Origin of the sequence: Flavihumibacter sp. ZG627, assembly GCF_000814325.1 — a bacterium.
Taxonomy (GTDB): Bacteria; Bacteroidota; Bacteroidia; order Chitinophagales; family Chitinophagaceae; genus Flavihumibacter.
Genome location: NZ_JPHF01000011.1, coordinates 40,343 through 63,774, shown reverse-complemented (window position 1 = coordinate 63,774; position 23,432 = coordinate 40,343). Strand labels below are relative to the sequence as shown.

At 41.9% G+C, this 23,432-nt stretch carries 24 protein-coding genes; 19 read left to right on the top strand and 5 right to left on the bottom strand.

The features are described from left to right. The first annotated feature begins 2 nt into the window (after positions 1–2). Positions 3–842: an META domain-containing protein gene (locus HY58_RS19055; RefSeq protein ID WP_052324235.1), complete on the top strand. Its 840-nt coding sequence runs from the start codon at positions 3–5 to the stop codon at positions 840–842. Position 843: 1 nt separating this feature from the next. Here HY58_RS19055 and HY58_RS16665 read toward each other — a convergent pair whose 3' ends face one another. Next, on the bottom strand, positions 844–1,839 hold the full coding sequence (locus tag HY58_RS16665) for a Gfo/Idh/MocA family protein (protein WP_039134673.1): 996 nt from the start codon (positions 1,837–1,839) through the stop codon (positions 844–846). Positions 1,840–1,962: 123 nt separating this feature from the next. Here HY58_RS16665 and HY58_RS16660 point away from each other — a divergent pair, with 123 nt between their 5' ends. The 5 genes from HY58_RS16660 (at position 1,963) to HY58_RS16640 (ending at position 6,562) form a co-directional block, all read left to right on the top strand. Beyond that, positions 1,963–2,718, top strand: coding sequence for a Bax inhibitor-1/YccA family protein (locus HY58_RS16660; protein ID WP_039134670.1), 756 nt, complete (start codon positions 1,963–1,965; stop codon positions 2,716–2,718). 2 nt (positions 2,719–2,720) lie between these two features. Beyond that, positions 2,721–3,047, top strand: a complete 327-nt coding sequence (locus HY58_RS16655; protein WP_039134667.1) for a multidrug efflux SMR transporter — start codon at positions 2,721–2,723, stop codon at positions 3,045–3,047. Between the two features lie 71 nt (positions 3,048–3,118). Next, positions 3,119–3,892, top strand: coding sequence for a Ku protein (locus HY58_RS16650; RefSeq protein WP_039134665.1), 774 nt, complete (start codon positions 3,119–3,121; stop codon positions 3,890–3,892). Further along, positions 3,889–6,258 (top strand): DNA ligase D, encoded by a 2,370-nt coding sequence (gene ligD, locus HY58_RS16645; protein WP_039134662.1) that lies wholly within the window; start codon positions 3,889–3,891, stop codon positions 6,256–6,258. The genes HY58_RS16650 and ligD overlap by 4 nt, the downstream gene beginning before the upstream one ends. Before the next feature lie 25 nt (positions 6,259–6,283). After that, on the top strand, positions 6,284–6,562 hold the full coding sequence (locus HY58_RS16640) for a hypothetical protein (RefSeq protein WP_039134659.1): 279 nt from the start codon (positions 6,284–6,286) through the stop codon (positions 6,560–6,562). Here HY58_RS16640 and HY58_RS16635 read toward each other — a convergent pair. Next, positions 6,552–8,819 (bottom strand): radical SAM protein, encoded by a 2,268-nt coding sequence (locus HY58_RS16635; protein ID WP_253271601.1) that lies wholly within the window; start codon positions 8,817–8,819, stop codon positions 6,552–6,554. The two genes, HY58_RS16640 and HY58_RS16635, sit on opposite strands and share 11 nt — an antisense overlap. 27 nt (positions 8,820–8,846) lie before the next feature. Between HY58_RS16635 and HY58_RS19050 the strand changes: the two genes are divergently transcribed. Both HY58_RS19050 and HY58_RS16625 read left to right on the top strand, forming a co-directional pair. After that, entirely contained in the window at positions 8,847–9,386 is a 540-nt protein-coding gene (locus HY58_RS19050; protein ID WP_082022204.1) for a gluconate 2-dehydrogenase subunit 3 family protein, read from the top strand. Between the two features lie 2 nt (positions 9,387–9,388). Beyond that, complete coding sequence (locus tag HY58_RS16625) at positions 9,389–11,095, top strand: GMC oxidoreductase (protein WP_039134656.1); 1,707 nt, start codon at positions 9,389–9,391, stop codon at positions 11,093–11,095. Here HY58_RS16625 and HY58_RS16620 read toward each other — a convergent pair. Then, positions 11,092–12,213, bottom strand: a complete 1,122-nt coding sequence (locus HY58_RS16620) for a redoxin family protein (RefSeq protein WP_039134653.1) — start codon at positions 12,211–12,213, stop codon at positions 11,092–11,094. The genes HY58_RS16625 and HY58_RS16620 overlap by 4 nt on opposite strands. A gap of 49 nt (positions 12,214–12,262) precedes the next feature. On the opposite strand from HY58_RS16620, the gene HY58_RS16615 reads away from it, so the two are divergent. The 8 genes from HY58_RS16615 (at position 12,263) to HY58_RS16580 (ending at position 18,945) form a co-directional block, all read left to right on the top strand. Beyond that, positions 12,263–13,387, top strand: coding sequence for a glycoside hydrolase family 26 protein (locus tag HY58_RS16615; RefSeq protein WP_156123735.1), 1,125 nt, complete (start codon positions 12,263–12,265; stop codon positions 13,385–13,387). A 5-nt stretch (positions 13,388–13,392) separates the two neighbouring features. Then, positions 13,393–14,130, top strand: a complete 738-nt coding sequence (locus tag HY58_RS16610; RefSeq protein ID WP_039134650.1) for an EcsC family protein — start codon at positions 13,393–13,395, stop codon at positions 14,128–14,130. A 105-nt stretch (positions 14,131–14,235) separates the two neighbouring features. Next, on the top strand, positions 14,236–15,294 hold the full coding sequence (gene ribD / locus HY58_RS16605; RefSeq protein WP_039134647.1) for a bifunctional diaminohydroxyphosphoribosylaminopyrimidine deaminase/5-amino-6-(5-phosphoribosylamino)uracil reductase RibD: 1,059 nt from the start codon (positions 14,236–14,238) through the stop codon (positions 15,292–15,294). Beyond that, the gene (locus HY58_RS16600) at positions 15,279–16,142 is read left to right on the top strand and encodes a hypothetical protein (protein WP_039134644.1); all 864 of its coding nucleotides are present in this window, start codon (positions 15,279–15,281) and stop codon (positions 16,140–16,142) included. Before ribD ends, HY58_RS16600 begins: the two co-directional genes overlap by 16 nt. A 1-nt stretch (position 16,143) precedes the next feature. Continuing rightward, entirely contained in the window at positions 16,144–16,749 is a 606-nt protein-coding gene (locus tag HY58_RS16595) for a YigZ family protein (RefSeq protein ID WP_039134633.1), read from the top strand. A 116-nt stretch (positions 16,750–16,865) separates the two neighbouring features. Beyond that, positions 16,866–17,714 carry a hypothetical protein gene (locus tag HY58_RS16590; RefSeq protein ID WP_039134630.1) on the top strand — a complete coding sequence of 283 codons (849 nt, stop codon included), beginning with the start codon at positions 16,866–16,868 and terminating at the stop codon, positions 17,712–17,714. Positions 17,715–17,719: 5 nt separating this feature from the next. Next, the gene (locus HY58_RS16585; RefSeq protein ID WP_039134627.1) at positions 17,720–18,271 is read left to right on the top strand and encodes an RNA polymerase sigma factor; all 552 of its coding nucleotides are present in this window, start codon (positions 17,720–17,722) and stop codon (positions 18,269–18,271) included. Beyond that, complete coding sequence (locus tag HY58_RS16580) at positions 18,268–18,945, top strand: hypothetical protein (protein ID WP_039134624.1); 678 nt, start codon at positions 18,268–18,270, stop codon at positions 18,943–18,945. The genes HY58_RS16585 and HY58_RS16580 overlap by 4 nt, the downstream gene beginning before the upstream one ends. Here HY58_RS16580 and HY58_RS16575 read toward each other — a convergent pair. Then, positions 18,923–19,828 (bottom strand): 3-hydroxyacyl-CoA dehydrogenase family protein, encoded by a 906-nt coding sequence (locus tag HY58_RS16575; RefSeq protein ID WP_039134622.1) that lies wholly within the window; start codon positions 19,826–19,828, stop codon positions 18,923–18,925. The two genes, HY58_RS16580 and HY58_RS16575, sit on opposite strands and share 23 nt — an antisense overlap. A gap of 28 nt (positions 19,829–19,856) precedes the next feature. Then, positions 19,857–20,498, bottom strand: a complete 642-nt coding sequence (locus HY58_RS16570) for a carboxypeptidase-like regulatory domain-containing protein (RefSeq protein ID WP_039134620.1) — start codon at positions 20,496–20,498, stop codon at positions 19,857–19,859. Positions 20,499–20,593: 95 nt separating this feature from the next. Here HY58_RS16570 and HY58_RS16565 point away from each other — a divergent pair, with 95 nt between their 5' ends. The 3 genes from HY58_RS16565 (at position 20,594) to HY58_RS16555 (ending at position 23,428) form a co-directional block, all read left to right on the top strand. After that, on the top strand, positions 20,594–21,688 hold the full coding sequence (locus HY58_RS16565; RefSeq protein ID WP_039134617.1) for an Mrp/NBP35 family ATP-binding protein: 1,095 nt from the start codon (positions 20,594–20,596) through the stop codon (positions 21,686–21,688). A 103-nt stretch (positions 21,689–21,791) separates the two neighbouring features. After that, positions 21,792–22,631: a glycerophosphodiester phosphodiesterase gene (locus HY58_RS16560; protein WP_253271600.1), complete on the top strand. Its 840-nt coding sequence runs from the start codon at positions 21,792–21,794 to the stop codon at positions 22,629–22,631. Positions 22,632–22,642: 11 nt separating this feature from the next. Further along, positions 22,643–23,428, top strand: coding sequence for an SDR family oxidoreductase (locus tag HY58_RS16555; RefSeq protein ID WP_039134613.1), 786 nt, complete (start codon positions 22,643–22,645; stop codon positions 23,426–23,428). The last annotated feature ends 4 nt before the right edge of the window (positions 23,429–23,432 follow it).

The window sequence follows — 23,432 nt, the reverse complement described above, 5'->3', positions numbered from 1 at the left end:
TAATGAAAAAGTTGCTTTTCGCCTTTCTGTTAATATCAGTCATCGCTTGCCAGAATAATACACCCAAAAAAGATAACCAGGTCGTATTTGATTCAATAATTTCAACTGCTCCATTATCTTCCTCATATTGTTATCAGAAAGCTTCAAATCGTGATACGGTAAGATTAGAATACTCACTCATGGGTGATTCTGTTAATGGATTTCTTTCGTATAATTTTTATGGTAAAGATAAAAGTAAGGGAACCATTAGTGGCCGGATGTTGGGCGATACACTACTGGCTATGTATACATTTTTTTCAGAAGGGATGACCTCTTTTCGTGAGGTGATCTTTCTTAAACAAGGAAACCAAATGATAGAAGGTTATGGGGAGATGAAAGAGAGGGAAGGAAAAATGTATTTCACAGATCGCCATCTGAACGAATTCGGGAAATTTAATGTTCTTGATGTTTGTGCTACTCACGAGAATGAAATAGTCTCTTCCGGAAGTGAATCCCTTTATCAATTTCAATGGCACATGTTTGAGCTGAAAGGTAAATTGGTTGATACGAGCGTTGTCAAAGGGGCCTATCTTTCATTTATTCCAGGAACAGTTGGTACTGTTAATGGAAATACCGGTTGTAATAGTCTGCGTGGCAGTTTTGAATTGGCCGCTGACCAAAGCATTAAATTTTCTCCCCTGATTATGACACGAAAGGCTTGTATCGGAATGAATATTGAAAATGATTTCCTTGAGGCCCTTTCTCAAATAACTAATTGGAAGATTCGGGACAACAAGCTTTTATTCTATTCCCGGGATACACTCCTGATAAGGTTCAATGCAGTTGCTCTGTCAGGTTCCTAGATCAGGCATCTTTGTCAAATGGGTATTCAATGCCGGTTTTATCACGGATATCGTCTAATACCTGCATTAATTGAAGACTATCATCCATTGAATGCAATAGAGAATCTTCCTTATTGAAAATGTAATTAGTAAATGTTTCAATTTCGTATTGAAATCCACGACCTTCCCAATCGAGAGAAACTGTCTCAGGTTCTCCCTCATTATATTCTATAACTATAGCTGGTGGTTTTTCATTCCATTGTTCCTCTAATATAATTCGACCCTTAGTTCCTGTGATCACAGCCGTATTTGCCGTTTTGGTAATAATGGATGATTCACAATAGGCAAACTTATTGCCAGGAAAGCGCAGAATAGCCTGGCAGTATTCATCAATATTATCATCTGTAAGTTTGGCAAATGCTTGTAATGATTCTGGTTCTCCAAATAATAATAAAGCCAGATATACAGGATATATTCCCAGGTCCATTAATGAACCGCCTCCAAGATTTTCGTTATAAAACCTGTTTTCCTTGTCCTTAGGCGCAACATAACTCATAGATGCATTAAGATGTATTGCATCACCAATTTTACCGGAAGCATACAGGTCAAGCATTTTATTGATGGATGGTAAGTAACGTATCCACATCCCTTCCATAACCCTGGTTTCATTGTTTCGCGATGCTTCAATTATTTCACTGACCTGGCCAGCATTCATGGCCAGTGGCTTTTCACATAATACCGGAATTTTATGCTCTAAGCATATTATGGTCTCCTTATGATGAAATGGATGGGGACTTGCAATATAAACTCCATCAATACCCCCTTCTTTTACCATTTCGTGTATGCTTTCATAGGCCCTCTCTGCCTGATGTTCTTTAGCAAAATTTCCAGCCGATTCCATAGAGGTACCCATCACAGCCACCACTTTATGATTTCTGCCATTCACAAGTTTCATATCTGCAACAAATGCCTTTGCGATTTCCCCTGTTCCTACTATACCCCATTTAAAATCATCCATAATAAAGATATTTCTTCTCCAAAATGCAAAATATCTGCCAGCACATACACAATATCATTAAGATGCGGATAAGCACTTGCATTATTGGTGGATTATGCTAATTTGGAGCCATAAAAGAATCTCATGGCAATATTTAAATCTGGCAACCCAACCCTTTCTGAGAAAAGATTCGATATGTCACTTACGGGTGATCTTTCTGATACGATGACCGAGAAGGGAACAATGAATAAATTTCTATTCCTGTTTTTTATGGTGATGGCTTCTGCCGTCTTTACCTGGAATGCATTCAACCAGGGCGTTAATGTATTCCCATGGATGATAGGCGCGGCTATAGGAGGATTGATTCTTGCCCTCATTATTTCATTCAAACCAAAACTCGGACCATATCTGGCTCCACCTTATGGACTTCTTCAAGGTGTTTTTGTTGGCGGATTAAGTGCAACTTTCAGTAATGCCTTTGCCTCAACAGCACCCGGTATTGTGATGCAGGCTGTTGCCCTAACATTCGGTACTGTACTGGCAATGTTCATTCTCTATCGTACTGGAATAATTAAGGCCACCCAGAAATTTAAATCCATCGTCTTTACAGCTACTGCCGGAATAGCAATATTTTACCTGATCGCTTTCGTGCTTCGTTTATTCAATATTAATATCGCATTTCTCCATGAAGGAAGTTTAATGGGCATAGGTTTTTCCTTATTGGTTGTAGCCATCGCCGCCCTAAACCTTATTCTCGATTTCGATATGATAGAAAACGGCGTTGCCAAAGGCGCTCCAAAGTATATGGAATGGTTCGCTGCATTCGGACTTCTGGTAACCATAGTGTGGCTTTATATTGAGATGTTGCGTTTATTGGGAAAGCTGAATAGCCGCGACTAACAATGAATTGGCTTATACTCATTATTGCCGGACTTTTTGAAGTTGGGTTCGCCGCATGCCTTGGAAAAGCCAGGGAAGCCAGCGGTAATGAAGCTGCCTTCTGGTACGGAGGCTTTGTTCTTTGTCTGGCAATCAGTATGATTCTATTGGTTAAAGTAACCGCCGTGTTGCCCATCGGAACAGCTTATGCAGTTTGGACAGGAATAGGGGCTGTAGGCACCGTAATTGTTGGTATAATCTTCTTTAAGGAACCTGCCGATTTCTGGCGTATTTTTTTTATTGTTACCCTTATTGCCTCTATCGTTGGCCTGAAAGCTGTATCTCATTGAGATACACATGGCACAGTTTTTTGATTAGACTATAGAAATTCGTAAATTATTAGTCCTCAAACAATTGTGTTATGAAAGCGATCTGGACAGGGTCCTTAGGCTTTGGCCTGGTTAATATACCGGTCAAAATGTACAGCGCCGTGGAAGAAAGCAATCTTGATTTTGATATGCTTGACAAAAAGGATCATGCCAATATCAGGTTTAAGCGGGTCAATGAAAAAACCGGAAAGGAAGTTGTTTGGGAGAATATCGTTCGGGGATTCATGCTCAATGATAAATATGTAGTACTTGATAAAGAAGATTTTGAAAAAGCCAGTCCGGAGAAAACAAAACATATAGGCATCTCTCAATTTGTGAAACTGGCAGAGATCGATCCCAATTATTTTGAGATGCCCTATTTTCTTGAACCTGATAAAACTGGTGTTCGCGCATATGCCTTACTAAGAGATGCCCTTAATAAATCGGGTAAAGCAGCAATAGGTAGCTTCGTCATGCATAACCGTGAACACCTTTGTGTGATAAAAGCCCAGGATAATGCCCTCGTGCTTAATCGCATCCGTTTTGAACAGGAGTTGCGCTCTTCAAAAGAATTAAAGATACCCGCAACAAAAGCTACCCCCGCTGAACTTAAGATGGCGCTCAGCCTTGTAGATCAACTCACCAAAAAATTTGATATAAGCTCCTTCAAAGATGAATACAGTGATAAACTGATGAAACTCATCAGGGCCAAATCAAAAGGAAAAGCAGTGAAAGTTCCGCAAATGAAGGTTGTACATTCCAACTCAAAAGATCTGATGGAACAACTAAAAGCGAGTTTATCAACTTCCAAACGTAAAGTTTCATGAGTCTGGCAACTTATAAGAAAAAGAGGGATTTTTCTCAAACCTCAGAACCAGCAGGTAAGAAACTGGGGGAAAGCTCTTTTCGTTTCGTAGTTCAAAAGCACCAGGCTTCGCGATTGCACTATGATTTCAGACTTGAACTGGGAGGTGTATTGAAAAGCTGGGCCGTGCCAAAAGGTCCCTCACTTGATCCCGCTGATAAAAGACTGGCCGTTCAAACAGAAGATCATCCAGTCGACTATATTGACTTTAAAGGAATAATTCCCAAAGGCAATTACGGCGCTGGTAAAGTTGAGATATGGGATAATGGAAAGTTTATGCCGGTAGATGGAAAACATCAAGCAATTTCTGAACGGGCAGCAATACTCGCGTTGAAAAAAGGGGAATTGAAAGTATTGTTGAAAGGAAAAAAATTAAAGGGTGAATTTGTGTTGGTAAGGATGAAGGATGAAAAGAACTGGCTTCTGATAAAGCATAAGGATGCAGAAAGCTCCGCCACAAAGGAAGAGGCCCCCGTAGCCAGCATCCGTCATGGTAAAGGAATAAAGTTAGAAGAACCTGTGAAGCCAATGCTGGCATCAATAGAGAAGATGCCTTTTGATGATAAGGATTGGATTTTTGAATTAAAATGGGATGGTTACAGGGCAATAGCTGAAATTAATAGTAAGGGCAACAGACTTTATTCCAGGAACGGGATTGATCTTCAACAACGTTTCCCTGCAGTACAGCAGCACCTTCAAAAGATTAAGCATGATTGTATACTTGATGGTGAAATTGTTTTATTGAACGAGCATAATTTGCCCGACTTTCAGAAACTGCAGAACTACGAATCAAATACTTCATTACCGCTGATCTTCTATGTTTTTGATATTCTGTCATTGTCAGGAAAGAATATGGAAGAACTGCCATTGATTGACCGGAAGAAAATCCTGAAAAAATTATTACCTAAAGATCCGGTTATAAAGTACTGTGATCATGTTGAAGAAAGGGGGATTGAGTTTTTTGAACTCGCCCGGCAAAAGGGACTGGAAGGTGTTATCGCAAAAAAAGCAGATAGCAGTTACAGTCGTGGTTATAGAAGTAAACAATGGTTAAAGATCAAGAACGTACAGAGTAGTGAGGCAGTGATTGTGGGATATACTGAACCCAAAGGGAGTCGTGAACATTTTGGCTCTCTTATACTCGCTGGTAAAAAAGGTAGAGCATGGCAATATCGTGGACATGTAGGAACTGGATTTAATGCAAACCTCCTGAAATCTATAAAAGCCAAACTTGCAAAATTGCATACTGATGTTTCACCCTTTAAAGAAAAAGTTCCTTTGAATGGAGTTGTTACCTGGGTGAAACCTAAATTGGTTGCGGATATCGGCTATACAGAATTAACCTCTGAAAACATTTTCCGTCATCCTGTTTTTCTTCGCCTGAGAAACGATAAGCCTGTAAAGGATCTTAATGAAGAAATTCTCCCTGAACAGCCGGTAGCAAAAGCGCATGGAGTTGCCCTCACAAATCAACAAAAGATATTCTGGCCCGATGAGGGGTATACTAAGGGTGATCTTATAAATTATTATGCAGCAGTTGCAGAATTTATTCTCCCCCATCTCAAAGACAGGCCTATGTCATTAAAACGAAATCCTAATGGAATAAAGGATGAGGGATTTTATCATAAGGACGCAGGTGAGAATGCACCATCTTTCGTAAAAGTGTTTCCGGTAAAGAGTGAAAGCAGTAATAAGGTGATCGATTATATAGTCTGTAATAATCAAAAGACCCTGCTGTACCTCGCTAACCTCGGATGTATTGAAATGAATCCATGGAACAGCCGAACCCAGAAACCAGATAATCCTACCTGGCTATCCATTGATATTGATCCCTCTGATAAAAACACGTTTAAAGAAGTAGTTGATGTGGCCCTGGTTGTAAAGGAAGTATGCGACAGTGCAAAGCTAACTTCATACTGCAAAACATCGGGTGCATCAGGTTTACATGTTTACATACCACTCAGGAACAAATACGATTTTGATACTGTCCGGAATTTTGCAAAACTGATTGCAAGCATGGTGCAGGAAAAATTATCCGATACAACCAGTATAGTTCGTTCTTTGAAAAAAAGAGGCAATAAAATATATATCGATTTTCTGCAAAACCGCTCTGGTCAAACATTAGCATCGGTTTATAGCCTGCGCCCTGTTAAAGGAGCACAAGTGTCAGCTGCGCTGGAATGGAAAGAGGTGAATCATGATTTGTCGCCTGCCGCATTTACCATACGCAGCATGCCTGCCCGGCTTGCTAAGAAAGGGGATCTTTTTGCTGGTGTTTTGACTGATTCAAATGATTTATTAAAAGCACTTCGTTTGCTTCAAAAATGATTAACTTTTAGTACAATATTTATGTATGTTCAGAAAGATCATTTTTATTCTTTTCTCCGTTTTTGTGCTGGCTGCGTCAGGCTACGCCCAAACAGATGAAAAAGCATACCAAAAACAGCGGCAAAAGATTGAACGCGCTGAAAGAAAGGCTAAAAAAGCTGAAAGAAAAGTAAAACGCGAAAATCGAAAGGTGCGTAAAGCAGAGAAAGAAATACGCAAACAAAAAAGGCAGGAGCAGCGTGACCTTAGGAAAGAAGAAAAACTAAAAGAGCAGGCAGCAAAAGCCGCGCCTTCTACAAACTAAGTAAACCGGCCTTATAAAGTGAGTTTATTGGTTTATTATCCCAGAATAGTTCGAAATCAGGTAACCCGGCCGCTTCGTAATTTTCACGGATTTCTTGTCTTGTCATAGCAGATGCCTCAGTGATTGAAAGCCTTGGCAATAATTTCGACAACCAAATGCCTTCGTCCTTTCCAATCCTTATAGTTTGGCTGCCCTTACGGGAATGAAATGTCAATTCTGCATTTTCCCACGACTGTCCTTTTTTTGTTTTTGTTACTATTTGTAACTGTGGTTGATGACCAATGAATATTATTTTAGCGGAAGGTTTATTTGATATAAGTTCTTCCTGCTCCAGTGCCTTTACTATATGCTCCGGTGCCACTGATGGTTTTGGGGTCTTAAAATCAAACCAGCGATGTAATGGATAGTCTATGCACGCACCATGCATATAATTCAACAAAGATTTTTTTAATCCATAGGCGAAGCTCGAATGATCAGCGCCGGTTGGATCCAGATGTTCAACATCATTATCGGCAAAACTTATTTCAGCAGCCTTCAGCGCCTTCACTTTAAATTTTTCCGGTTCTAGCCCCACCGGACTATGGGCTGTCATGGTGAATTGGTGCCAGAATGCACTTTGTAAAATTCCCGCCTCAAAGAACTGCCTGACCATTTCCAGCGAATCGATGGTTTCCTGTGCCGTTTGGGTAGGAAATCCATACATAAGGTATGCATGTACCATAATTCCGGCATCCGTGAAATGCTTGTTGACCCTTGCTACCTGGCCCACAGTGATACCTTTACGTATAAGTTGGAGTAATCTGTCGGATGCAACTTCCAGGCCACCTGACACGCCAATACATCCGGAAGCTTTGAGTAAATAACAAAGGTCGCGCGTAAAGCTTTTCTCAAACCTGATATTAGTCCACCAGCTTACAATCAGTTTCCTTCGAAGTATTTCAATCGCTAAGGCCCGCATGAGTGCGGGGGGAGCAGCTTCATCAACAAAATGGAATCCGTTGGTACCCGTCTGTGATATCATCTCTTCAATGCGGTCACATATCAGTGATGCCGTCAAGGGTTCATAGAGCCTGATATAATCCAGCGATATGTCGCAGAATGTACATTTCCCCCAATAACAACCATGAGCCATAGTAAGCTTGTTCCACCTGCCATCACTCCAGAGGCTATGCATCGGATTGATAATTTCAATAGCATTGATATAACTATTCAGCAGGAAATCGCTGTAATCAGGGGTGCCTACCTGGCCTTGTTTGTAATCAGAACAACTTCCATTATTTACATATGTTACCACACCGTCTTGTAAAAGGAATGTCCGTTTTAGTGATTCAACAGGGGTGTTATTCTCTATATGTTTTATCAACTGTTCAATGGGTGCCTCACCATCATCCAGTGTTATAAAATCAACGAATTCAAACACCCTTGCATCCGAAAGCGAACGGAGTTCCGTATTGGGGAAACCACCACCCATGCATACCTTGATCCCCGGATGATTTTTTTTGATCCATTGACCGCATCGTAATGCAGCATAAAGGTTTCCGGGAAAGGGTACTGATATCGCCACCAGCTTTGGAGCTAACTCCTTTACCTTCTCTTCAAGGCAGGAAATCAGCAATTGATCAATATAACTGAGGTTTTTTTGTAAAGCACTATATAGCTCATCAAATTTGTTGGCTGAACGTGCCAGCTTCTCCGCATAGCGGCTAAAGCCAAAATGTTCATCCACCGTTTCCCTGATAAGATCAGATAAATCTTCCAGGTACATGGTGGCCAGATGTTTTGCCTTGTCCTGCGTACCCATACTTCCAAATGCCCAAACCAGGTCTTCGAGTTGCTCAAACCTGCTTGCCTCTGGGAGGAAATCACGCTTGCTGATTAAATGAGCCAGCGTTGGATTCTTACCCTGTAAGAAAGCTACTACATTATCTATTGTTTGTATATAATCCTCTTTAAGCGCTATTATTCGTTTTACGTTTTCTGATAGATCCGTTTGATCATTATCTATCTTTTCAAATAGTTGCCGCAGACCATCTGATGAAAATATCGCAAGCGTTACCTCAATCCCCAGGTCCGACTGAAATGAACTGATACCTTTTGTATTTAAAAAACCTTTCAGGTATGCAGTTGCCGGGTAAGGTGTATTAAGCTGTGTGAATGGGGGAGTAATAAGGTAAACAGAAACAGGCAAATGAAGTGCTTTAGCCTGTAAAATTATGACAGAATAATTATCGATAATGGTATATTTATTCTTCGGCATGGGTGTTAACATAAAATTGCAAGCCAAATGAATCGAAGAGACTTAATCAGGCAAATGGTCTGGATGGGTGCGGGTATAGCCTTCCTTCCATCCTGTGTTTACAAGCAGGACCAGCTATCAATCCAACTGAAAAAAATTCAAATTACCCCCGCTCAGGAAAAGCTGCTCTTTTCCCTGGCTAATACAATTATTCCCCCTGGTGATTCTCCCGGTGCGGCCGATTTGGGAGCTCATTTATTTGCCTTGAAAATGGTTGATGATTGTTTCAATAAAGAAGATCAGGAAAAATTTGTGCGGGGACTGAAAGCTATGCAGGAGCATATCAAAAAAAATGGAGCAGACGTTCTGGAAGAAAAAGTGGAAGACGGAAAGCTCAGCCTATTGAAAACGGTTTCCCAAAAGTCTGACAACAACGAGATTCCGGGATTTCTTGATCCTTTCAGACGGTTGGTAGTTTTTGGCTATACACAATCCGAATATGTAATGACAAATCTTGTTCCCTATAAACTTATTCCCGGTAAATACCATGGCTGTGTACCGGTTACCACTTCAACAATAAAATCCTGATTATGGGAAACCTGAATTTGAAAGGCGTTAAAGAAAACACGTATGATGCAATAGTCATAGGTTCCGGAATAAGCGGGGGATGGGCTGCAAAGGAATTTTCAGAAAAAGGGTATAAAACACTCGTACTTGAGCGTGGCCCAGATGTTAAGCATCTGAAAGACTATCCAACAACCAATATGATGCCCTGGGAATTTGAGCATCGCGGACAGTTGACCACTGATATCATTGATGCAAACCCGGTTGTAAGTAAATGTTATGCCTTCCGGGAAGATGCAATGCACTTCTTTGTTAAGGATAACGATCATCCATATGTGCAGGATAAACCTTTTGATTGGATAAGGGGCTACCAGGTAGGAGGAAAATCTCTTCTTTGGGCAAGGCAGACACAGCGATGGAGTGATTACGATTTCGAAGGCCCTGCACGCGATGGCTTCGCGGTTGATTGGCCCATCAGATATAAAGACATTGCGCCATGGTATAGTTATGTTGAAAAGTTTGCCGGCATTTCCGGTAATAAAGACGGCATTGCAACCTTGCCGGATGGAGAATTTCTTCCGCCCATGGAATTAAATTGTGTGGAGCAGTACTTTAAAGAAAAGGTGGCTTCCCGGTACAACGACAGACATATAATAATCGGCAGGGCAGCACATATCACAGCTCCCCAACAAATTCATCTCGACCAGGGAAGGGCCCAGTGTCAGAACAGAAATCTTTGCCAGCGCGGATGTCCTTTCGGAGGCTATTTCAGTAGTAATTCCTCTACCATACCCTGGGCACTGAAAACAGGAAATATGACGCTTCAACCTAATTCGGTTGTTGAATCCATCATCTATGATGAAAAGTCAAATAAGGCTAGTGGTGTAAGAGTTATTGATACTGTTACAAAAAAGGCAACAGAATATTTTGCCTCCGTCATTTTTGTAAACGCGGCAGCCCTTAATACCAACCTGATTCTCCTGAACTCCACTTCATCCAGATTTCCGAATGGACTCGGAAATGATAATGGGTTATTAGGTAAATATGTTGCTTTCCATAATTACAGGGGTAGAGTTAATGCAGAGTATGATGGATTTAAGGATAAGAATAGCGAGGGAAGAAGACCTAATGGCGGATACATACCCCGTTTCAGGAATGTTCTTAAACAGGAAACCGGTTTCCTGAGAGGATATGCTGCCGGTTTTGGAGCATGGCGGTCAAACCAGCCTGCAAATGGTTGGGGCAATGAATTGAAATCAGCCCTTCTTAACCCTGAACCAGGACCATGGCAGGTGAACTCACATATTATGGGTGAAACAATTCCTAAAGAAGCAAACCGCGTTAGTCTTGATACAAGTAAAAAAGATGAATGGGGAATACCTCTTATGCATATCGATATGGCCTATGATAATAACGATGAGGATATGCTAAAGGATTATTTTGAGCAGGTATCTGAAATGTTTGCAGATGCAGGCTTTACAAATATCAAAACCCAGGATTCTAAACAGGCGCCGGGACTGGATATTCATGAAATGGGTGGAGTGCGCATGGGCCGTGATCCAAAAACATCCCTTCTCAATGAATGGAACCAGCTACATCAATGCAAAAATGTATATGTTACAGATGGGGCATGTATGACCTCAACGTCTACGCAGAATCCATCTCTTACTTATATGGCCCTTACAGCAAGAGCTGTTGATCATGCAGTTCGAACCATGAAAAAAGAAGGTTAGAAATAGCGTCCAATTAAGGGATGATCAATGATTATTTTTTTGATCTCAGCTGGATCTATAGACCCTTGTTTGGCATATACAATCTTTCCTCCAGGTTCCACAATGAGGGTATAAGGTAGTGCACCCGGCCATTTGGGATCGATGGCTTCTATGAGATGATATTTATCTTCTGCAGTATATTGATAATTACTTCCTGATGCCTGCTGTTTTTTCAGGAACTCCATCACTTTATCCTTTTTCAAAGGATCATCTGCGCTGATACTGATGAATTCAAAGTCGCGCCCTCTGTACATTCGGTGTATAGTAATGAAATCAGGAAATTCCCGAACACAGGGTCCGCACCAGGTAGCCCAAACATTGATCAGCCTGAGCTTTTTACTATCATTTTTCAAAAGCTCCCTGATACCGTTCACATCAATATCCTCAACCGTTACCGGCTCTTTTGCCCATTCTTCTTTTGCTTTCTCAAGCCAGTTTTCTTTTTCTGACCACTTGATGGAACAACCGAAAACTTTAGTTGTTTCCACTGCAGGCGCACGATCATTTATCAATGAATCAATAGCATCACGTGTGTCAAAGCTTGTTGGTGTTTTCGTTGGTTTTTCAACATTGTCGATCCGTCCCTGGTAGCGCAATTTTCTCTTCTCATCAAAAATAAAAACATGAGGAGTGGCCACAGGTCCATAAGCTTTTGATACAGCCTGGGTTTCACCGTCATATAAGTATGGAAAGTTGAATTTTTTCTGCGCTGCCCTCAACTTCATTTCCTCAAAACTATCATTGAGATCACTATAATCAAGTTCATTTAACCGGATGGCTTTAGGATCATTTGGTGAAATAGCAACAACTGCAACCGACTTGTCACGATAGTCTTCCGTTAGTTTTATCAACCTGTCTTCATAGGCCTGTGCGGTGGGACAATGATTGCAGGTGAATACAATCACAAGCAGTTTTGCTTTTTCAAAATTTGCCAGCGTATATGTTTTACCGTCAGTAGCCGGTAAACTAAATGAAGGGGCTGCCGCACCAATAGAAAGTGTTTTGGGTTCTTCAACGGCAAATGCATGAAAAAATGAACTTAATAAAAAAGCCAACACAAAAAATGGTGTACTTTTCATGTCTAAGATTTCCTAAAAGTTATCATTTTTATCTGTATTAACCTGCATTATGAAATATTGCCCGGCACTGTTGCTTACGCTAATTTCAATTTCTCTCACAACATCCGCACAAAAAAGAATTTCCCTGATTGATCCTCTTGCTACCAAAGAAACCAGGGCCCTTGCAGGAAACCTTCTAAGGCTCTCAAAGAATTCTATACTCTTCGGCCACCAGCATGCCACTGAATACGGACATGGCTGGCAGGGTGATGCTGACAGATCAGATGTTAAGACAATAACAGGATCACACCCCGCCGTTATAGGTGTTGATATTAGTGGTTTGTCAGGAAGGCCCAAAGATGAAATAGAGAAGAATAAAGCTGACCTGGTTAAGAATATAACTGATACCTATAACCGTGGTGGATTAAGCACAATATCCTGGCATTTCTCCAACCCGGCGTCAGGCGGTGGATTTTATTGGAAAGATTCTATATCCCTTCCTGCCGTAGCATTGATTATACCCGGAGGTTCGCATCACCAGCAGTATAAGGAGATATTGGCAACTATAGCAGATATGGCGAAATCACTTAAAGGGAAGGATGGTACCCTGGCGCCTGTAATTTTCAGACCCTATCATGAATTCGATGGCGATTGGTTCTGGTGGGGAGCTAAGCATTGCTCAAAAGAGGATTTCATAACATTATGGCAATTTACTGTGGGTTATTTGAGGGATACGCTTGATGTACACAATTTTATTTATGCCTTTTCTCCTGATAATAAATTCAACACCGAAGCGGAATTTCTGGAAAGATACCCTGGTGACCAATGGGTGGACCTGGTTGGTATGGACAATTATGCTGATTTCGGAAGGGATGGAAAATATGACCTGCTTTCAGGCATAAAAAAACTCAGGATCGTTTCGGAATATGCGCAGAAAGCAGGCAAACTGGCTGCATTTACAGAAACTGGTCTCGAAACTATTCCAAACCCAAAATGGTTTACCGATGTTCTTTTGAGAACAGTTATAACCAATGGCTTAAAACTTGCATACGTTCTGGTATGGCGAAATGATGCAACCAGTGCAACGCACTACTATGCGCCATTTCCCGGCCATCCCAGTGAGGCCGATTTTAAATTATTTTATGATCATCCCTTCACCCTTTTTGAGAAAGATCTGAAGGCATTATACAAATAAAGAGCATGGATGTATACCAGCAACAAATAATCGCTGAATTAGCCGTCTGGCAACACAAAATGCTAAAGCGACCCTCATTCCTGAACAGCATCTCTAAAAGGATGCAAAAGCGTATTAATGCCATAATCCCCGAAAAAGTCCACCAGGCAATTACCGCCACTATCAAACAGATGATCCGGGGAGTACTGTTTGGCTCAAAGCATACCACAAGCAGCCCCGAACCCTTTGATTCACTCATGTCGAGGGAGATGGCAGTAATGCAGAAAATTGAATTCTACCGCAATACAGCCGCCATTGAGGGAGGGGTTACCGGGGCCGGAGGCCTGTTGCTTGGATTGGCAGATTTCCCTATTCTTCTTGCCATCAAGATCAAATTGCTATTTGAGATCGCAGCCCTTTACGGGTTTGATATCAACGACTACAAGGAGCGGGTTTACCTGCTCCATATTTTTGAACTTGCCTTCTCCAGCCATGAACATCGGCGAAATGTATACCTGAAAATGGAAGACTGGGAGGAAAAAAAGAAACACCTTCCCGACGATATTCACCAGTTTGATTGGAGAAATTTCCAACAGGAGTATCGCGACTACCTTGATCTTGCTAAGATGGCCCAGCTGGTTCCTATCATTGGTGCGCCGGTGGGACTTATCGTCAACTATCGCCTCCTCAAAAAACTTGGAATAACCGCGATGAATGCATACCGAATGCGTATATTTTCGGTTAATGATCGCCTCCATCCATAAAATTCTTTTTTTTCAGCATGGCTTCTAACACTAGCTGCTCTTCCTCATCCGTCTCTGGGTTAATCATTTTCATTACCTCCATGTACTATATTTGTCTGGTACTATATGCACATTCATGAAAAATACATGCTCCGTTGTCTGCAACTGGCTGAACTGGGTTCAGGTAATGTAGCTCCTAATCCTATGGTTGGAGCGGTGCTTGTATTTAAGGACAGGATAATAGGTGAAGGATTTCATCGACAGTATGGAAGAGAGCATGCAGAGGTAAATTGCCTTGCATCCGTTAAGGAGGAAAACCGCTACCTCATCCCTGAAAGCACCATGTATGTTTCCCTTGAGCCTTGTGCCCATTATGGTAAAACTCCCCCTTGTGCAGATCTGTTGATCGCCAATAATATTCCTAAAGTGGTAATTGGAATAATTGATACCTTCGATAAGGTGAGTGGGAAAGGGGTGACGCGATTAAAAAATGCAGGGGTTGAGGTGATAACAGGCGTTTTGGAAGAGGCCTGTTATGCAATAAACAGGCGCTTCTTTATATTCCACCGTCATCAGCGTCCATTCATCATTCTAAAATGGGCGCAATCAGCAAATAATTGTATTGCCGGGGCAGGAAAACTCCCAATGCAGATCAGTAATGGATTTTCTGCACGCAGGGTTCATCGGTGGCGAAGCGAAGAATCAGCCATTATGGTCGGAACAAATACAGCACTTATTGATGACCCATCTCTCACAACCCGTTATTGGAAAGGAAACAATCCGGTAAGGATATTATTGGATATGCAGCTAAAAGTACCTGATAGCAGCGCTATCTTTTCGGCTGATAATTGGAAACCAGGTGACCTCCCTCGTACAATAATTTTTAATGAAAAGAAGGAGGATACAAAAGATCATCTCCTGTATATACGATTAGTGAATAATGATCACCTGATTCCCCAGCTCAATAAACACCTGTATACGCTCGGCATTCAATCATTACTGGTTGAAGGAGGAACACTTTTGATACAGTCATTTCTCGATGCCGGTATCTGGGATGAAGCAAGAATCATAACCAACCAATCACTTGTTATCGAAAACGGATACCCCGCCCCATCTTTAAATGGGGGCAAGCTTAAAACAAGTGAAACTTACGTAACAGATTTTCACACATGCTATTCCTCATAGGTAGCATAATTCTTAGCTCCTGGCTTATCCTCTCCTTTAAACTGGTGGAAAGGTTTGGTATCAATACATTTCAGGCAATAGTATTTAATTATATCACCTGCGTAATAACCGGCTCAATTGTAAATGGAGATACGCCATTCAGGCAATCCTTAATACATGAAAATTGGTTTCCATGGGCAATCCTGATGGGGAGCATGTTTATTTCGCTTTTTAACCTTATCGGATACACTGCCCAGCGTTCTGGTATTTCAGTTACTTCCGTTGCTTACAAATTATCGCTTGTTATTCCTTTTATTTTATCCATTTTTCTGTATGATGAAAAAGTAACTTTTTTGAAGGTAATGGGACTGGTATCCTGTATACCGGCTATTTACCTCGTTAACAGGCGCCAGGAAAACGCCATTCCCGGCTTTGGGTTAGCAATACTGCCAATTATACTGTTTATCGGAAGTGGATTATTGGATAGCCTTATTAAATACACGGAACAACGATTTCTTGATGGTAACAATAATGATGAATTTCTGATTACTGCTTTTGGTGCAGCCGCAACTATAGGCATTTTTATCATGATAATTCAGCTGATTGCCGGGAAGACATACCTTAGCTGGAAAGCTGTATTGGCAGGAATAGCGATCGGTATCCCAAATTATTTTTCTATATGGTGCCTGGTGAATGTGTTGAAAAAATTTGAAGGGAATAGTTCGGCCATAATACCGGTTAATAATATGGCGATCGTTGCGTTTTCCACCGTTGTAGCAGCATTATTATTCAAAGAAAAACTAAGCAGGACCAACTGGCTGGGCATTATTATTTCATTGGGCGCCATCGCCTTAATTGCTTTTGGATAACATGGATACTAAAACATATTATACTACGATAGATTCTAATGGCACCGCTGAATTTCGCGACAGAGGCTCCAAATTCATTGGTTATGCCTTTCCCGTTAATTCCGTTGATCAATTTAAAAAATCACTGGAGCTAATAAAGAAAGAACATCCAAAAGCAACCCATCACTGTTTTGCATACAGGATTGGTATTGATGGCAACAGTTTTCGCGTTAATGATGACGGTGAGCCCTCCGGTACTGCCGGCAAGCCTATACTCGGCCAGATCGATAGTAAAGAACTAACCAATGTTGGGGTGGTGGTAGTCCGTTATTTTGGTGGATCATTATTAGGTGTTCCCGGCCTGATCAACGCTTATAAAACCACTGCAACAGTAGTGTTACAGACGATCCCATTTGTGCAAAAACCCATTGAGGTCAAATACCGGCTTCAATTCGATTATACAACCATGAATGATGTAATGACCATCATCAAACAGTATAATTGCACCATTCTTTCGCAGGAAATCCAGCTATTCAGTCTCTTCACCATTGGTATTCCAATCAGCCGCCTTGATGAGGTACTTTACCGTTTTAGAGATATGCATACAGTGGAAACTACCAAATGTTGAAGCCCGCATCTGCATTAAATATTTAACTGCTAATTGTTAAAGAAATGTAAAAGCTCCTTAACTTACCCAACGGTTTTATAGCGCCTGGGGGTATTGTTTATACAATAAACATTATCATGAAAAAGCAATTATTAAGTATTTGTAGCCTGGCATTCCTATTGTTGGTTGCCTGTACTGCTGCAAAAGTTTCTGTACCCGATAATCTCCGGGCAGCCGCAACACCAATGAAAGTCTCCGGCCTCAATGGCTGGATGATTAACCAGCAGCTCAGTTTTGGGAATTATACCACCAGCTCCGTGAAGCGGGGATGGGATTTTTCCTCCGCCCTCCAACATAGTCATATCAGTTTTAAAATGGAAGACCAGATTGTAAAAGTGTTCAATATCGGCACAGACAACAGGTCTGTTAATGAGAGGAATAAATTCCAGTATACAATTCGCGAAGGAGCAAACAGCGCTGCCGTTTTCGCCATGGAAAAATTCAATGAGAAACAATTGGTTTACAAAACCGGCTTACCAATTCTGGGTGATGTAACACGCACTAAAAATGTACAGTATGCTTTTTCTGCAGCTATTGTATTGCTTGCCGATAACCAACCAGAACCGTGGCAGTTTGTAATGGTTCACCGCTACGATGCCGCCCGTGATACAGCACGCGGAATTTTTGACCAACCCTATGTTGAGGAAGATGGTTATGCAAGCAACGGCGATATGACCATACAAATAAGGCCACTCAGAATTCGTAACTATACCAATCCAAAAGGTAAGGATGTTAAAGTAGTGGGCGGATCATTATTTGCCGGTTATGAGTTGCTTGTAGAGAATGGTGTTATAGGAGTTGTGGATCTTCTCGACAACCAGGTGTGGATGGTCAATGATATGGATCTGGCCTACAAAATGGTTACAGCAGCCATATCTTCAGTGCTGATGTTAAAAAGAAAGCAGGACATCAACCAGGAGCAATAATCTACTTGAGCGATCAACTGACCATAGGAAGTATCATTGACGGCTGTATAGCAAACAACCGTAAGGCACAGGAACTGTTATACCGTCAGAACTATGCCTTTGCCATGATTATTGCCCAACGCTATTCGCGCGATGAAGCGGATGCCGCTGATATTCTCAGTCATGCTTTCGTGAAAGTTTTTAAAAGCATCAAAAGTTTTGATTCCTCAAAGGGTAGCTTTAAAACCTGGTTGAAAAGGATAGTGATAAATGAGGGACTTGATCATATTAAATCAAGAAAAAAATTCGGTGATGAAATAGAGCTCGAAATGGAATCAGTTGCTGCTCCCAATATCAACAATGCAGCTATTGAACAACTGGATGCCAAAGAGCTGATGACAATGATCCAGCAATTACCTCCCGCAACACACGCCGTTTTTGTTTTGTATGCTGTTGATGGTTATAACCACCGGGAGATTGCAGAGAAACTCTCCATCAGCGAAGGCACCAGTAAATGGCACCTGAGCGAAGCCCGTAAATTTCTGCAGCAAAAGATCCTTCACGAAAATTTTAAATGAGCCAGGCCACACCATATGAACAATTAATAGCCGCAAAGCTGGAACAACTTCCTCCACTACCCGAAATGGCGGATGCAATCTGGCTTCGTATTGAAAAAGAACTCGATAATTCACACTCTTCCGATGATGATGATTTTGGGGGTGATCCCGATCCTGGTCCCTTTTCCCCTACCGTACCTGACCTCTCCTGGGTTGGATGGTCTTTTCTCATAGTAGTAAGTTCTGTTATTCTGATTCTGATGTCCAGAAACAAGATTCTTTCTCCAACAACGATTCCTGCGCGTGATCCGATTAATAATTATGAAGAGGTTGATAGGAACAATTCAATTGTAAACAGAAATACCATTCCATTCCTATCTGACAGTGGTGATATTTTACTGAATAGGAGTGGGCCGGCTTATCAAATAGATACCATCCCTTCAATATCACAGGATCTGCTTTTACAACCGGATTCTTCATTGCGTAGTACAGATACCTTATCTGGTTTACCCGCCTCCGCATTAGCTGACTCAATGAATGAAGCTGGTATTGTTATTCCTACACCTGATACCATAAAAAATAATGCGCTGAATAATCCAGCCCGCGATTCTACGCGTGCAAGAAGAAAGCCCGCAGGCATCGTCGTAGATTCGGGGGGATACAGAATTGTTCCTAAAAAAGATTCTGGTTCTTAAATCGATCGCTCACTACCAGTTCTTTGGAACCAGGCGTATACGTGTAGAAACCCTCTCCCGTTTTTATACCTAATTTCTTTGCTGTGACCATATTGGTAAGCAGGGGACAGGGTGCATATTTGGGGTTGCCAAAACCATCCTGTAACACCTTGAGTATACTGTGACAAACATCAAGGCCAATAAAGTCTGCCAATTGAAGCGGCCCCATGGGATGGGCCATTCCTAGTTTCATAACCGTATCAATTTCCTCCACACCGGCTACTCCTTCATATAAACTGTAAATAGCTTCATTTATCATTGGCATCAGGATCCTGTTAGCAATGAAACCTGGATAATCATTTACCACACAGGGTATCTTATCCAATTGCCTGGAGAGGGCAACAATTGATTCCGTAACAGCTGCTTCTGTTGCATAACCATTTATGATCTCAACAAGCTTCATAAGGGGAACAGGATTCATAAAATGCATGCCTATCACTTTCTCCGGTCGGCTGGTAGCACTTGCTATTCGGGTTATTGATATAGAGGATGTATTGCTTGCAAGGATTGCCTCTTCCGGAGCTAACTCATCAAGCTCCTTAAATATCTTAAGCTTAAGTTCCGTGTTTTCTGTTGCCGCTTCCACAATAAGCGCAACATCATGTATACCTTCCTTTAGCGTATTATATGTATGCAGCCTGCCATATGCACTGTTTTTTTCATCTGCAGAAAGCGTCCCCTTAGTAACCTGGCGTTCCATATTCTTACTGATGGTCTGTAACGCTTTGGCCAACTGATCCTGGTTAACATCTACCAGGTTCACCTCAAATCCTTTTTGGGCAAATACATGTGCAATACCATTCCCCATAGTACCTGCACCAATCACAGCAATCTTATGAAACATAATTATTTTTTAAGGAACAAAACTAGCGCTACTTCTTGCTTTTAAAGTCACCTCTTTTCCAGGCCCTGATAAACTCTGCCCAGGCTACCGGATTCATGAGGTTGATAGGAGGGGTTTGACCCGCATATGAATACCGCTGGGCCTGTTTGCGTAAGGTGTAGTTGGCAGCCTCCCTGCCATCAGCTGGAAGAATATTCATCAAAGCCCTGCGGGTTTGCTCATCCGTATTACGGCGCGCAATTTCAAGATCGTCATCCGGGATCTGCGTATTCACAAAATCACGTTCGAATTGTTCGCGGGTTGGTCTGGGTCTGATAATTGTCGCAGGAAGATATTGTGTATCGGTAACCATCAATTGCACAACACTGTATTGGTTCCCTTCGATATCGCGTGGTACCTCAACCAATTTTGGTTTATAACCGATGCTGGTAAATTCGACCTTGTCACCCTTCATCACAACAATGGAGAATACACCCTGATCATTTGTTATTGTTCCTCTTCTTCCTCCCTTAATAGTAATACTAACAGAAGGTATTGCCTGCAGGCTGTCGGCAGTCATCACAACACCATATAATTGCACAACAGAATCTTTGATCTGTTCGAATTGCGCATTTGCCTGGCTACAAATAACAAAAAAACTTATTATGAAAAGAGGTATAATTCGCTTCATCGCTTCAAATATATAGACTCTTGCAAACCTGACTCAACATTTTACGGCTTGCATTGGTTAATTTTGCTCTAAAATTACCCTACAAAAGTCCAATAATGACGCAAGATCAAATATTACAGGCACTTAGAAATGTTCAGGAGCCCGACCTTGGTAGCGATATTGTTACATTGAACATGGTTAAAGACCTTTCCGTAAATGGCGATGATGTGAGCTTCACCATAGTTCTCACAACGCCCGCCTGCCCTATGAAAGACCTGATGAAAAATGCATCCATAAATGCAATCCGCCTCTTGGTAAACAAGGAGGCTAATGTTACCGTGAACTTTACTGCCAATACAAGTTCTGTAAGGAAAGACACCGGCGCTGTACTTCCTAAAGTCAAAAATATCATTGCCGTTGTGAGTGGAAAAGGTGGAGTGGGAAAAAGTACCGTTTCTGCCAACCTTGCCCTTGCCTTATCACAGGGCGGAGCAAAAGTAGGATTGATGGATGCAGATATTTATGGTCCATCTGTTCCCATAATGTTTGGCGTTCGCGGTGAAAGACCAAAGATGATGGATAATGGTGATAAAGGACTGATCGTTCCCCTTGAACGTTATGGCATCAAACTGATGAGTATTGGTTTGTTAGTAGATGAAAAAAATGCGGTTGTCTGGCGCGGACCAATGGCCAGCAGCGCAATCAGGCAATTTGTTACCGATGTGTTCTGGGATGAACTTGATTACCTTGTCATTGATATGCCACCGGGTACAGGCGATATTCACCTTACACTTATGCAAACCGTTCCTGTTACCGGTGTGGTGGTTGTTACCACTCCACAGGATGTAGCGCTCGCTGATGCAAAAAAAGGTATTGCCATGTTTGGACAGGCACAGATCAAAGTGCCTATCATAGGCATCGTTGAAAACATGAGCTATTTTACTCCAGCAGAACTTCCCGAAAACAAGTATTATATCTTCGGAAGGGAAGGAGGCAAAAGACTTGCTGAAGAATACGATATACCTTTCCTTGGCCAGATTCCGTTGGTTCAGAGCATTCGCGAAGGTGGTGATAAAGGCGTTCCCATCATGATGACAGATGATGCAGTTTCAAAAGCAGCATTTGAAGAATTTGCAGGGCTGGCAGCAAGGAGTATTGCTATGCGAAATGCAAATTTTGCAGCTACCAGGGTTGTTGAAGTAGTAGCATAGCAGCAATATTACCTTCCTCCAACAATGCTGAACTATGTACGTAAACCTCTTGATTTTACTTTTCATTACAATCCTTTCAGGTTGTAGCGCAACTAAAACGAATATGTCAAAAACACCTTTACCTTCTTTTGATATGGAAGGCCACAGAGGTGCAAGAGGACTGATGCCGGAGAACACAATTCCGGCTATGATGAAGGCCCTGGAGCTGGGAGTGACCACCCTTGAAATGGATGTTGTTATTACCGCTGATCGTAAGGTGATATTGTCGCATGAACCTTTTTTTAATCATGATATCAGCACCCACCCGGGTGTTGTTCCAATAACAGCGGAAAATGAAAAGCAATACAACATCTTCAAAATGTCGTATGCGGAAACCAGGATGATTGATGTTGGTTCAAAACAACACCCGCGGTTTCCACGCCAGAAGAATCTTCCTGCTACCAAACCATTACTATCAGAGGTGATCGATAGCGCCGAAGCGCATGCTAAACAAAATGGACGCTCCCTTCCTTTCTATAATATCGAGACAAAATTACAGCCATCATCAGACGGTATTTTTCATCCTTCTCCCACAGAATTTGTTGACCTTTTGATGGCAGTGATTAAGGAGAAGGAAATTACTGATCGCGTTATTATCCAATCCTTTGATTTTAGGACTTTAAAAGAAGTTCACAACCGCTATAAAGGAATTCGAACAGCAGCCCTTGTAGAAGGCACCGATAATAAATCCCCTGATCAGCAACTGGCCGAATTAGGATTTGTCCCTGATATTTATAGTCCGTATTTCCTGCTGGTAACACCATCGCTGATTAGTTTTTGCCATGAAAAGGGAATGAAAATTATTCCCTGGACGGTTAATGACAAGGAAACTATCCAGCGCTTGAAAACAATGGGGGTAGATGGAATCATAACCGATTATCCCGATCTTTTTGCTAACGAGTAAAATCATGCTATATGGATCTTTCATTAAGAGGTAGGACGGCACTGGTTTGTGGTAGTACCCAGGGTATTGGGCTGGCATCAGCCCTGGAACTTGCTGCGCTTGGTGCTAATTGCATACTGCTTGCCCGCAATGAAGCAAAACTCCGGGAGATTGTTGCTCAACTACCATCTTCAGAAAGCCAGCAACATTCCTATGCTGTAGCTGATTTTGCTGATCCTTCTTCCATCCGCAATGCCATCCGGAAAATCGTTTCTGAAAAGCACATAACCATACTGGTTAATAATACTGGCGGACCAGCAGCAGGGCCTATTATAAATGCAGAGCCGGATGCATTTATTACCGCCTTTACGCAACACCTGGTGGCCAACCAGATATTGGTGCAGGCTGTAGTACCTGCAATGAAGTTGGAAGGTTATGGACGTATCATCAATATTATTTCTACCTCGGTTAAGATCCCGCTGAATAATCTCGGCGTATCTAATACCACCAGAGGAGCAGTAGCTTCCTGGGCCAAAACGCTGGCCAATGAACTGGGTGGTTTCGGAATCACTGTGAACAATGTATTGCCCGGTTTTACAAGTACTGCCAGGCTCGAGAGCCTGGCAAATACGCTGGCTTCAAATAAAGGTATTTCGGTTGAGGAGCAATCCGCTGCCATGGCTGCAGAAGTGCCGGCAAAACGCTTCGGATCCGCCAGTGAGATCGCTGCTGTTGTTGCTTTCCTCGCGTCACCTGCCGCAGCTTATGTGAATGGAACCAGCATACCGGTAGATGGCGGAAGAACAGGAACTATTTAAGCAT